Raw genomic sequence first — 12,820 nt, forward strand, 5'->3', positions numbered from 1 at the left:
TGCCGGAGGTGGGCACCGGCCGGGTGGCGCAGACAGGACATCGAAGGGGCTTCTGACCAAGCTCCTATCAGGTCATGTTCCGCCCGGCCGGAGCCATGAGGACAGGTCCCGGCGACCGGACAGAACAGTCAGAGGACAACCCAGCAGGGCGTCAGCCAGTGGCTGAGCCACGATCACCGGAACCTGAGTATCAGCATCGATGTCAGTGGCTGGTGGCAGGATCATCGGCATGGTCTTTGTACGTACGACTGCGCCGCGGCCTGTAGATGTGACCGCGGTCTTTCCTGAGCTGGCTTCTTTGGCGCGTCCTGCGATTCGGCTGCATCCCCGCCCGGGGTCGCCTTCGGTCAGGGAGAGTTCGGTCGGGGGGCCGTTGCTGTGGCCGGCCGAGGAGCCGTGGCCGCGCTGCGAAAGCTCGCACCTGCACTGTGACAGTGGGTTCCGCCAGTCGCCGGCCATAGTGCGGCTTGAGAGACGCATGCGGGCCCGGTGGCACCCTGATTCCGGTGATTTCGAGCTGACGCCCGAGGAGGAGGCGCTCAAGGAACGGAGCGCCGCGAGGCTCGCGGAGCGACTCGACGCCAGCCCTCCGTGGCCTGCGGACTGCCCGGTCCCCATGCTGCCCGTGGCTCAGCTGTATCTGCGCGACATACCCCTGTTGCGGCCGCCCGGCCAGGCCGATCTGCTCCAGATTCTCTGGTGCCCCTACGACCACGAACCGGATTACAAGCCGTCGACCGCGCTGTTCTGGCGGTCCGCCGCCGCGGTCGTCGACATCCTCGCCACACCGCCGGAACCGTACGAGGCGAACTATCCGGGCTATGTGCCGGAGCCGTGCGTGCTGGCACCAGAAGCGATCACCGAGTACCCCGACAGCCTCGATCTGAGCCCGGAGATGCGGCTGATGGTGGAGGACCGGAGCAGATGGCAGTCAGCCGGCGTCGGCGTGGACAGCGCCTACGGGGACTATCCGCGGGACTTCTATGACTGCGAGCTGGCTGACGCTCCCGGCTGGAAGGTCGGCGGCTGGCCCCCGTGGGGCCGCACCGACCCGTATCGCCGATACTGCACTGTCTGCGATGTACAGATGGTCCCGCTGCTGACCATCGCTTCCTTCGAATGGGACGGTGGTGAGGGACGCAGCTGGGCGCCGTGCGAAGACCAGGCAGCCGCCTACGCCGCCCATTATGCTGGCCAAGCCCCCTCGCAGCCGACTGCGGTCGAAGTGGGCAGCACCGACAACATGCAGCTCTACGTCTGCCCGACCTCCCCCGAGCATCCGCACACCGACCTGATCCAATGAGCCTGTGGGGCTCGGAACGTCGTCGCTGCAGGTGATGTCAGGTATTCGGCCTCGGCTGAGAGCGTGTCCGCGTGACCGTCTCACCGGTGTACAAGGTCGCGCACAAGCTGCTGTCCATCGCTCCATCGCTCGGGTACTTCTGCGCAGCGAAGCGACGAAGGTCGCGGAGTTGCTGGTGTTGCGGCACGACAACGCGGTGTTGCGGCGTCAGATCAACGGCCGAGTCCGGTATGAGCCCGTTGACCGGTTCTGGCTGGCTGCGCTATCCGGTCTGATACCCCGCTGCCGGTGGCGTGGGCTCTTCACGGTCACACCCGGCACCCTGCCGGCGTGGCATCGCAGGTTCATCGCGGCGAAATGGGACTACAGCGCGCGACGCGCCCCGACCGGGCGACCACCGACCAGGGCGACGCTCAGGAAGCTCATCCTGCGACTGGCCCGGGAAAACACGAGGACCTCTAAGCTTGTTGTTTATCGTGCGGACGCGCCCCAAACCGCCCTAATCTCGACGGCTGTGTCTTTACTGGTGTTCCTGTGAGTTGGTCGGTCAAGGTAGGCGCATGACATGGATAGCACCGCGGATTGAGCGCACTACGCGGATCGGTGACCTGGCCGTGGTACCTGAGCGTCAGATGCTGGAAGGGTGGCTGAATTGGCATCGCGAGACCTTGCTGGCCAAGTGCGCAGGGCTGGAGCCGGCCCAACTGGCGCGGACCACCGTGGAACCGTCGAACCTCACCTTGCTGGGCCTGGTCCGTCACATGGCGGAGGTAGAGCGGTCGTGGTTCCGGCGGCGCTTCGCGGGTGAAGGCATCGGGAATGTCTTCACTGACCCGGGAGACGACGATGAGGGCATCGAGGGAGTCCACGAGGTGTACGCGGAACGGGACTTCGAGAGGTTTCGGGCCGAGGTCGCCGCGTGCCAGGCAGCGGCAGCTGGCCATGACCTCGACGAGACGTTCACGTCCGCGCGCGGCGCTACCCTCAGCCTGCGCTGGCTCTACATGCAGATGATCCAGGAGTACGCCCGCCACACCGGACACGCCGACTTCCTACGAGAGCGCACGGATGGGAAAACAGGCGACTGAGCTGGCATTTCTAGCCGGTACGTCATGGCTTGGTGCCCGCCTTGTGGTGTGTGGGACGGCTATGGGCTTGACCAGTGGCGAGGATCCGTCCCAGCGGCAGCGGTGACCTCGCGGGTGACGACCCGGCTGGTCGGTGGCTGCCAGTGGGAGGCGTCCCCGTTCGCGTGCCGGGCCCGCTCAACGCGGCGGGACTCCCGCCACATCACGAGGGTCGAAGTCGGTCACCTCGAGGCCGAGGATGTTGTCGGCTTGGCGCACGGTGGCCTCCGTTCCAGGGCAGGGGCGTCTCGAACTTCTTCGAGCGAGTCGAATGCCCAGAGTGCGCGGCGCCACCGACACCACGGGCCTGTGGCCGCACCAGCACGTTCAAGGTTTGTGTCACGTCTTCACAAGCCCGGTAAGGCACGTTCGTTCCACCACCAAGGAGAGCGGCAATCGGCCCGCATCACCTTTTGAGGGAGGAGCCACATGCACAAGAAGATCGCAGCGATGGCCGTGGCGGGCGGTGCAGCCCTGGCACTCACGGCCCCCCTGGCCACCACCGCCCAGGCGGCCCCGGCCAGCAGCATCACCCGCACAAGCGCCTGCGCCAAGTTCACCGGCGACTACACCTACTGGAGCGACGGCACCGGGTGGTACGGCTACAGCCTGACCGGCCGCATCACGCGAACCTGCTCGGGCAGCGGGTGGCACATTCTCCAGGTAACCGGCGACACCAAGGGCGGCGGCACCACCAGTCCGTACCAGCTTGCCTACCTGAGCCGCGGCGAGTCGGCGGCACTTGAGGGGTTCGGCGAGGACAGCGGCGTCAAGAACATCCGCATCGCACTCTCCGACGACTGACCACGCCTCTACGCGGCTGACCGAGCCTGCCGCCAGCCGCCCGAAAGAACCCAAACGGCTGCGTCCCCACCTGGCGTGGTGGGGACGCGGAGCCAGGTGGCCAGCCGCCCACCCACATCAGTCCTCCGGTCGCCTTCAGGATCTGCTGATGGGCGCGGCGGGCCCGGCGGGCCGCGCAGCAGGTCGTCACGGAGTGGGCCGAGCAGCACGGGCTGAAGAAGAGCGAGGCCGGCAGCTGTCCGGCGTGGCTCGGGCGCCGCCTGAGCCAGCGGTGCGCGCCGGATGCGTGCTCCCCATACGGCAGCAGCCCTGGCTTCGGATGACTGGACCACCTGACCCCGTGGACCAGGGCCGGGAAGCCCGTGGTGATCACGTCTGCGCCATACAGTGTCTCCGCGGAGGACGAGGCCCGGCTGGCCTGGTGGGTGTCGTTTCCGCAGTGGGTGTTGCGGTGTCCGGCTGCTGCGGGTGGGCCTGTTCGACGGACCTCGGTTCCGGCCGGGTCGACCGGCTGGGTGCCCTCCGGCATGTGCTCTGGGTTCGGGGAGTGCAGTGCCGTCGGGGAGTCCTCGATCACCGGGTCCGACGGGGCCGGGCAGTTCGGTCGGTCAGGCGGGTCCGCGGACACCACCGAACCAGGCGGTTCGGCGCCACCCGTGGGTTCCTGCCCCAGCGCCGACGGCTCGTCCGGGGGCTGTTCCGCCCTCGTCTCCTGCATGCCGACATCGCCGTCAGTCACCTCCTCGGCGGCAGGCGTGGGCGGCTCGTCCGTTGCGCGCTCGGGCTCCGGGACGTCCCCGTCCCCTGCCTCGTCCGCCCCTTCCTGGCCGACGACCTGCACACCAGTGTCCTCATGAGCCGCTTCCGGCACGTCCCCGTCCCCGGACACCACCGCGTCGACCGGAGGCGGCGGGGGGCAGGAGAGGCGGCGCGTCGGATATGCCACCGAGTTCACTCATCAACGCGTCTCCCTCTCCCGGGTGCACGCGTGCGCCACCCACACCGCGGTCGTCCCGAACCGCACGCCCCCACCGTTCGTGTTCGGCCCTTCCCCTACCTCGGCCCGATGTCCTTCCCGAGGCCCAGGCCCCGACGCTGTTCCAGGCTCCTCTGCAGGGCCTGAGTGACCGCAGGTGTCGCCTCGGACACACTGCGCGCGTGGTTCACGGCCGCCCGGTCCACGTCGCGGACACTCGAAAATCCTTGTGCGGCGATCTCCACCACACGCGCTGCTTCGGCGTCTCGCGCGCTCGGTCCCTGGCGTTCGCCGCGCTCCTGGCCCTGCCCCTCTCGGCCTTCGGCCGCCTGGTCCTGCCCCGCCCTGCCTTGAGCCGACCGCGACGCCTCGTACGCCTCTTGGGCCGCGACGGCTCTGGCCATGTTGGCCCCGCGCATGCGCTCGACATCGGCGTTGAGTTCGAGCCCTTCGATCTTCAGCTCCTTCATGTAGGTATCAGGCCCGTCCTCGTCGCCCCCGTTTCTGTCGTCCCCGGGTGGCGCACCGGGGTCGGGAGGAGCGTCGGTCGTGTACGTGTCGGCCGGCTGGGGACGGAAAAACTGGCGCCATGGGTGCTCGCCAGGTGTGCCTCCGTCGTCGGGGTCGGGGTCATCGGCACCAGCCGCAGACCCCGGGGCGCCGGGATCGTCCGGAGGCACCCCGGCGCCCCCGCTGTCCGTTTCCGTTTCCGCGTCCGCCGACTGGCGTCCAAGGTTGAGCCACGGATTGGTGGGCGGCCCCTCGAGCGTCCCCGTCTGCTCGCGCTCCCCCGCGTACTCCGCCGGAGGATCACCGTCCTCCCACTCTCCATCCGCCGGCGCGCCGTTGGGAGGCGGTACGGCGTCCGAGCGCATCTCGGGCATCCGGTCGCCGTCCGCTCCGGCGCGGAAGGCATCAGCGCTGGCATCGAAGGATGCACCGGCGGCGGCCTCGTCCACGGCGTCCGCAGCTTGCTCGACGAGGTCCACGGTGGCGTCGGCCCCTGTCTCGACCGCCTTCGCCGTGCTCTCGGCCAAGCCGCCCATCGCATCGCCCAGCTCGTCGTGGGGGTTCGACTCGCTGCCGCTGTTCCCCGCCACCCCGGCCTCGGGGGCGGCCTGAGGGCCGGTCTCGGCCCGCCCCGGGCGGTCCGGGTCCGGTGTCCGTGCGTCCGCCTCCTGCCGGCCGGGCTGCTCCCCGGTCACCTCCCCGGCCGGCTCCGGAGTATCCGGCACCAACGGCGGATCCTCTGCCGCAGGCCGCTCCGTCTGCACCTCGTCCGTGCCGACGTCGCCGTCCGCCAGCTCCTCGGCGGCAGGCCTGGGCTGCTCATCCGTTGCGTGCTCGGGCTCCGGGACGTCGCCGCCCCGGGACGCCTTCGCGTCGACCGGAGGCGGTGGTGGTGGAGGGGGAGCGTCTGCCCCGCCGGGCGTAGCACCGAGTTCGCTCATGAACGGGCCTGCCTCCCCAGGGCGCACACCTGCGCCACCCGTGCCGCCGTCTCCTCCACCACCGCGCGCAGCCGCGGCCCCTCCGCGCAGGCCAGGGCGAACGCCCGTCTGACGTGCTCCTCCGTCGTGCCGCCCGTCACCGCTACCACCGCGTCGCGCAGACCGCTGCGGTCCACGTCGCCAACCCGGGCATGGACCTTCTCCGGCCCGTACCCCGGCAGGGCGCGGACCTGGAGACGGTGCTCAGTCCCGGAGGTACCGGTGAGGACCAGGCCGCGGGACGCCCATTCGGCCGTGTGGTCCGGGTAGCTGTGCGGCCCGTCCGGATCAGCCTTCCGAGCCCGCTGAATGGCTTCCAGGACGTCCCGGAAGCGGTAGTTGGCGTACGTGTAGCGGCGCGGGTCCCTGATCGGGGCCGGGGTGCCGAGCAGTGCCGCGGACAGCACGGCGTACAGGCGCTCCGCGAAGTCCCCCGGGTCGACCTCGTCGCGCATCAGGGACTCGCGCGCGGAGACGGCTCGTTCCACCGCGTACACGAGGGTACATTCCAGATGCCGTTCGGGGAGCGCCTTCAGCGAGGCCCGGACCGCGGCGGCAGGGCCGGGGGCTGCCTTGCCCATGGCCTGGGCCGAGGCGGCCACGTCCGTCCAGATCAGGTGCAGCGGCGCCATGGAACGGTGGTGGGAGTCGTTCATCGTGCGCAGCGTGCATGGTTCGCGACGGCAGGAGGCTCCGCAGAGTGGACTGCGGCTGCCCAGCAGCGGTGGCTCCGCCGAGGCCTCCTTCGCGCTCTCGTCGTGCTCCCCGTACGGGATCACCGTCAGGACGGGCCGGTCCATGCCGTCGGCGGCGACAGCCGCGCGTCCGGGTGGCAGGGCGACGACGTTCTCGCTCTGCTCCTGTTGAAGGTTCATCGTGGCGCCGACCGCCCGGCGGTCGTCCTCCGCCGGGAGCCGATGCATGATCTTGAGCGCGCTGTTCTTGATCACGTCAGGCAGGATCTTGCTGGGGATCTGCTCGACGATGACGACGCCCTCGCCGTACGCCCGGATCTCGGCGAGGAGCGAGGCGAAGAGCTCGACGGCTGCGGCTGCGGGGCCGTCCTCGACGTTCTTCAGGAGCCGGTGCGCCTCCTCCACCACGAGGACGTGGCGCAGCGGCGCTCCTCCGGCACCGTGGTGGACCCTCAGGTGTTCGACCACGCGGATGAGTACGGCGCCGATGAGGAAGGCCTTGTCCTGGTCGTTCGTGATCGTTTCCAGTTCCAGGACCACGTTCCCGGCGAGCAGCCCAGCGATGTCCAGGGGGTGGCCGCCCTCGAAGAACCGGCCCGGCGCGCCCTCCCGCAGCGAGCCCATGCGGACGTCGACGAAGCCCCGTACGTCCGCGGTGACTTCCTTGCCGTACCCGATCATCTCCACGACCTGCCGGGCGGTCGCCTGGAGCTCGCCCAGGGTCGGGTAGACGGCCGTGCGGGGCTCGTCCGGCTCGCTCAGCACGAACTTCGGCTTGTGGGCCGGGCGTGGCTCACCGGTGACGAGGTCCCATCCTGCGGCCGTGTAGCACTGGGACAGTGCCCGCGACAGCACTTGCGGGAAGGGCTCGTGCCCCTCGAACGCCGCGAGGAAGAGAGCCCGTACGAGGTCCACGTGGCTCTGCAACGGGAAGCCCGGCTCGGGCTCCAGTGGGTTGAGGGAGGCGGGGGCCACGTCCACGTTACCCGGCCGGATCACGGTCACCCGCCGCGTGCGCCCAGGTCCTCGGCCCGCAGCAAGGCGTCCGGCGATGCGCGCGTACTCGGCCTTCGCCGGCTCGACGGCCAGCCAGGGGATCGGCCGTTCGTGCGTGGACAGGGCGGTGAGCAGGGTCCGCACGGTCTGGGACTTGCCGGATCCGGTCGCTCCGCAGACGAAGGCGTGCCGGTTGAGGGTGGAGCGCGGGACGTGGAACTGGTCGGCGGGCGAGAGGGCCTCGTCGAGGATGTCGCCGATGAGGAAGCCGTCCGAGGCTTGCCCTGTGCCGTCCGAGGTGACGTCGAAACCGTTCGGCGCCACCGTACGGATCCCGGGCAGTTCCCTCTTGGGCGGCCGGGCCAGTGCCGCGACGAGTTCCGCGGGGGCGACGAAGGGGACGCTGCCCGGTGGTCCGGATCCGGAGGCCGGCTGCGGCGTGACTGCGGTCAGCGCCTCGGTGAGCGGCACCGGGTGCCGCGCCGGTACCAGGACGTACGGCAGGTCGTCGAGGTCGCCCGCGCCGCACAGCAGGGCCGCCGAGGCGAGCGCCGACTCGGGCCTCTCGGCACCGACCAGTACGCGTACATTCCATACCCCGGTGGCGAGCGCCCGGGTCAGCTCGCGGTAGCGGGCCTCGGCCCGGTCCGCCGCCACCCGGTCGGCGGCGGAGTTCTCGCGCTGGCGCAGCCGCGGCAACTGCACGGCGAGTGCCGCGCGCTCCTGTTCCAGTCGCTCGTACGGGACGGGCTCGGCCAGGACGAGCCAGGCGAAGGCGCCCGGAAGGTGGGCCACGGCATCGTCGAACGAGCCGCGGCGTTCGGTGGGTAGGGCGCGCTCGTCGTCGCCCAGGCGCAGGGCGTCGTGGGATCCGGGGCACGGCAGCCAGTACGGGATCTGTTCCAGCAGTGCGGCGGCCTCGCCCGGCGGGACGTCCCGGGCCGTGGACCCGGGCGGGTAGCGCAAGGGGCGTCGCGCTCCGTCCTCGGCGGGTTCTTCGTCGGCGGGCGGGAAGTGGGGCGATCCGCCCACCAGGAAGTGCAGCGGCCGGTGCCGGCCCGGGCGGATCCATGCTGCCGCAAGCCCTGTCGGGTGCCCTGACCCGTGGTGGGAGAGCACGGCGTGGGCCGCCGTCACCGCGGCGGTGAGCTGGGCAGCCGTACGGTCCTCCGTACGGGGGTCCGCCGGCCGCCGGGGCACGGTGAGCAGGCGGTGGAAACGGTACGCGTCGAGTGCGGAGGGCCGGCCCGGGCCGGCCCCGGCGCCTGCGCTCATGTCAGGCTCGCGCGGGGCCGGGCGGACAGCCGGGGCAGGAAGTTGATTCCGGGGTTGCAGTCCCCGAACACGATGCGCCGACCGCCCGGACCGGCTTCGACGAGGACCAATCCGGTCACCGGAAGGGCCTGGAGCTGGGTGGGCTCGACCGCGAACTCATAGACGCGGCTGAGATTCTCGCCGTTCGTCGTCGAATGGGCGGTGGACGTGTTCGTGGACTCCTGCCAGCTGCGGGAGAGGGAGGTCGAGAGGGAGCGTGAACTCCCCCAGGTGATGCCGGACATGCCGCCGCCCCGGTTGAAGCCGTCCGTGTCCGACACGCCTCGCTGGAAGCTGTAGCTGCTGCCGCGCCCCTCGGTGAAGGTCTCCCCGATCTGCCGGGTCAGCTGGTTCACGAGGAATGTGTGTTCCTGCCCGATGAACTGCGCGGCTGCCTTGGCCTCCTCGCTGTTGCCCATGCGCATGAACACCGTTGCGCTGTCGGATCCACCGGCCACCTGGACGGTGCCTTCCCGCAGGTGTTCGAGCAGGAACACGAGCCTGATCCCGGCCGTCCTCGCCTCCCGGGCCATCGATTCCAGGGCGTCGCGGCCGAGATGGTCGGCTCCGGCGACGACGAGCGTCCCCGATCCGTGCGGCACGGCACGCATGCGCAACATGTGGAGCAGCCGGAAGAACACGAAGCGGTCCGTGAGGTCCTTGCGGCGGCGCACCGAGTCCTCGGTCGTGACGATCGTCAGCCCCGCAGCCTGCCACCAGTCCGCTGCCCGGCCGCCGGGAACTGCGGCCTCTTCCTCCCTCGGCGTGAGCAGTTCCGTCTGCGCCCGTACGTAGCGGAGCTCGTTTTGAACGCGCTCGCTCTGGCCCAGGAGGTCGATGGCCCGGGTGATCGACTCGACCTCGGCGGGACTGAGCGCGCCCGGTGCGCCCGCTGCGCCCGGGTCGGCGTCGTAGACGCGGAGCAGGACGCGAAGGCCGGCGGCGAGGCGGGTGAAGGTCACCGGTCCTTCGAGCAGTTCCGCGACGGTCTGGACCACGTCCACGTCGATGGTGTGGAGGTCCACGTCGGCGCCAGGCGGGCGCGTGCTGCCCAACGCTTCCGCCATTGTCTCGGCCAGTTCCTCGGGAGTGAACTCCGCGCGAAGATCGACGTTGAGCAGGGCGCCGGGCATGGGCACGTGCGCGACTGCGATGTCGCGGCATGCGGCGAGCCCGGCCAGCTCGAGCGCGACGGCCTGCTGGGTGAGGTCGAGGACGACGAGCGGCTGACCCCCGCCGAGGAGCGAACCGCCGACCGTGGTGAGCAGGCTCGCCCAGCCGTTGCCCGTGCCGCCGAAGACGTCGATCCGGCTGGGCCTGGATGCCAGGGAGAGCGGGAACCAGGTGTCCAGCGTCTCGTTGTGCCGCAGGTGTTCCGCGCGGTGGGCGTCGATTCGGCTCTGCCAGGCACGCCAGCGCTGCTCGTAGTCACGCCGGGCGTGGGCGCGAGCGGCCTCCAGGCGGCTTCGGGCGGCCCTCAGCCTGGCGCTCGGGGAGTTGGCGATCAGTACGACGACGAGGACGGCGACGACGACCGCGGCGGCGGCCGCTCCTCCAGCGATGAAGGCGACGACACCTACCAACAGCAGGAGGCAGCCGGAGCCGTTGTTCTTCGTCCCGGTCATGACCCGCTCCTCCATGGCGCGGACCTCGGCGCCGGAGGGCTCTGTGTACGCGGGCGGGTTGTGGGCATCCCGGTGTGCGGGGGGCGCGGGCGGCTGGACGAACTCCCAGCCCCAACGCTCGTCCCCGGTGAAGACGCGCAGTGCGAGTTCCGCACCGGCATCGGTCTCGTTCTGGGTCTCGCGGTCGGCAGCACCCATCATGTCCCCCCGTACGCCGACGCGGCGCCGCTGCCATGTGCGATGAGCGCGGCGGCCTCGACAACTGTCTGGATCCCCGTGATCACGTCGCTGCGATCGGACAGGGCGATCAGGGGCTTCGTAGGATGCTGGGCCCCGTGTTCCCCTGCCGTTTCCTCCGTTTCCTCGCATCGTGGCACGCGCCGTCGGCTGCGAGTTGGTGATGCGTGCGGTGTTACTTGTCGCTCCGCGCGGCCCGTTGCGTATCCGGCAGAGTGTGCAGTGCGGCCTGCCGGAGCTCTCTGGGCGTCACGCCGTACGCGGCGCGGAACGCCCGGCTGAAGTCCGCCGGGCGCAGGAACCCCCACCGGGCGGCGATGGCGCTGATCGACCGCCGCCGCTGCCGGGGGTCGGTGAGGTCGGCGTGGCAGTGTTCCAGGCGGCGTCGGCGTATCCAGGCGCTGACGGTTTCCGGTTCGCTTTGGAACAGCAGGTGGAGAGTGCGTACGGAGACGTGGTGGTGGGCAGCGATGGCGGCGGGGCCTAACTCGGGGTCGCCCAGGTGGTGGTCGATGAAGGCGTTGATCCGGGCCAGCAGCACCGCATTGCGTGTCTCGGCGGGCAGGGTGTCCTGGACTCCGAGCCGGGCCGCCGGCAAGGTGGCGGCCAGGTCCACCCCGATGGTGCCAAGCCGGGCCAGCTCCGCCGGGCCGCAGGTGCGGGCGGCCTGCGGCAGCTGTTCCAGGTACAGGCCGAGCAGGGCCGCCGCCCCGGCCCGGGGCGACAGCGGCTCGGCCAGCAGCCGGTCGGCCCGGCCGCCGGCCAGCGGCGGGACGGGGCGCGGCAGCCGCATCAGCGTCAGGCGGGTCTTGCGACCGTGGTCGAGGAACTCGCAGGCCAGCGGATGCGAGGTGGAGAACAGGGCCGACCGTCTGGCTGAGAGCGAGGATCTCGGCGTTGTTCGCGGCGGCCGACCGGCCCAGCAGGAGGAGTCAGGCCAGTAGTCGGCAGAAGGTCAGGTAGAGCAGTCGCAGACCCACGGCAAGGGATCATGCCCATACGTGGGCGATCACAAAGCCCCAGGTCAACCACCGTACGGCGCTCAACGGGCACCAGCACTCACCAACTGCTGCGAGCCCGGACCCTCGACGGCCTCATCAGCGAGTACCGATACGCCGCATGACCTCCAGCGACGACTTTTCGAGCGGCACAAGCTGCACCACGAGCTCCCCGAATGAACACGCAGTCGAACGTGTCGTCGGCGGCGGCGGACGCGAAGGCCTCAACCACATCCTGATCACGAACGAGCCCCACACCCACCACGTCCTTGCAGCCGCACCAACGAGAACACCTATGCGGCGTGACGGCACCCACAGCCCGTACGGATCGCAGGTGCCTGGAGCGGCGCACGCGAACAACGGATCGCGCTGAAAGTACGATCGTGCAATGGCTGACATGACTGAAACCACACCCGGTTGGCTGAGTCCCGACAATCTCGAACAGGCGCGCGCGCAGATGCCGATCCTGTATGTCGAGGCCGTGCCCGTGCGAGTCGACGACAGCGGCGAAGTCACCAGCATCGGACTGCTGCTCCGCATCGGACCGGACGGCGCGGTCAGCCGCGCCCTCGTCTCGGGCCGCGTGCTGCACCACGAACGGGTCCGGGACGCCCTCCTGCGCCACCTGGAGAAGGACCTCGGACCGGTGGCACTGCCCCGGGTCCCGGCCTCGCTGCAGCCCTTCACGGTCGCCGAGTACTTCCCGACGCAAGGGATCACACCGTTCCACGATCCCCGCCAGCACGCGGTGGCCCTTGCCTACATCGTCCCGGTGACCGGTGACTGCCGCCCCCGCCAGGACGCCCTGGACCTGGTCTGGTTCAGCCCGCAAGAGGCCGCCTCGCCACTGGTGCAGAACGAGATGCCGGGCGGCCAGGGAGTCCTGCTCAAGCAGGCACTCGCCCACGTGGGCTGCCTGTCCTGACGGGGACACCTGCCGCGATGTCTGTTCTATTTGATCTTCACCCGCCTGCTCGGCTCGGTCGTGCTCATTTGCCGTTCCCCCACCTCCAAGGACATCGAGCTGCTGGTGCTGCGGCACGAGGTCGCGGTGTTACGCCGCACGAACCCGAAGCCGCGCTTTACCTGGGCCGACCGTGCCTACTTGATGTCGCGGTCTCAGATGAGGAAGCGCAGCGAGTCCATGCGTATGCCGAGGTCGGTGGCGAGGTTGCGGGCTGGTTGGGTGGTTCAGGCCGCGGTCGGGTGTGCGGTGACGCCGGTGTCGTGCGGGCGCCTGGTGTGGTGCTCGAGG

General features: G+C 70.2%; 8 protein-coding genes. 4 read left to right on the plus strand and 4 right to left on the minus strand.

Features of this window, described 5'->3' with window-relative positions:
• Positions 1 to 229: 229 nt before the first annotated feature.
• The 3 genes from ACWDSL_RS13695 (at position 230) to ACWDSL_RS13705 (ending at position 3,234) form a co-directional block, all read left to right on the plus strand.
• On the plus strand, positions 230 to 1,303 hold the full coding sequence (locus ACWDSL_RS13695) for a hypothetical protein (protein ID WP_450484919.1): 1,074 nt from the start codon (positions 230 to 232) through the stop codon (positions 1,301 to 1,303).
• A gap of 560 nt (positions 1,304 to 1,863) precedes the next feature.
• Positions 1,864 to 2,391 (plus strand): DinB family protein, encoded by a 528-nt coding sequence (locus ACWDSL_RS13700; RefSeq protein ID WP_450484921.1) that lies wholly within the window; start codon positions 1,864 to 1,866, stop codon positions 2,389 to 2,391.
• Positions 2,392 to 2,859: 468 nt separating this feature from the next.
• Entirely contained in the window at positions 2,860 to 3,234 is a 375-nt protein-coding gene (locus tag ACWDSL_RS13705; protein ID WP_450484923.1) for a hypothetical protein, read from the plus strand.
• 1,053 nt (positions 3,235 to 4,287) lie between these two features.
• Here ACWDSL_RS13705 and ACWDSL_RS13710 read toward each other — a convergent pair.
• The 4 genes from ACWDSL_RS13710 to ACWDSL_RS13725 form a co-directional block, all read right to left on the minus strand.
• Positions 4,288 to 5,661, minus strand: coding sequence for a hypothetical protein (locus tag ACWDSL_RS13710; RefSeq protein WP_450484925.1), 1,374 nt, complete (start codon positions 5,659 to 5,661; stop codon positions 4,288 to 4,290).
• Positions 5,658 to 8,666: a helicase HerA domain-containing protein gene (locus tag ACWDSL_RS13715; RefSeq protein WP_450484927.1), complete on the minus strand. Its 3,009-nt coding sequence runs from the start codon at positions 8,664 to 8,666 to the stop codon at positions 5,658 to 5,660. The genes ACWDSL_RS13710 and ACWDSL_RS13715 overlap by 4 nt, the downstream gene beginning before the upstream one ends.
• Positions 8,663 to 10,528, minus strand: a complete 1,866-nt coding sequence (locus tag ACWDSL_RS13720) for a hypothetical protein (RefSeq protein WP_450484929.1) — start codon at positions 10,526 to 10,528, stop codon at positions 8,663 to 8,665. Before ACWDSL_RS13720 ends, ACWDSL_RS13715 begins: the two co-directional genes overlap by 4 nt.
• Positions 10,529 to 10,742: 214 nt before the next feature.
• The gene (locus ACWDSL_RS13725; protein WP_450484931.1) at positions 10,743 to 11,360 is read right to left on the minus strand and encodes a helix-turn-helix domain-containing protein; all 618 of its coding nucleotides are present in this window, start codon (positions 11,358 to 11,360) and stop codon (positions 10,743 to 10,745) included.
• Between the two features lie 602 nt (positions 11,361 to 11,962).
• Between ACWDSL_RS13725 and ACWDSL_RS13730 the strand changes: the two genes are divergently transcribed.
• Entirely contained in the window at positions 11,963 to 12,490 is a 528-nt protein-coding gene (locus ACWDSL_RS13730; RefSeq protein ID WP_450484933.1) for an NUDIX hydrolase family protein, read from the plus strand.
• Positions 12,491 to 12,820: the final 330 nt, after the last annotated feature.

It is taken from the genome of Streptomyces sp. NPDC000941 (assembly GCF_053599555.1).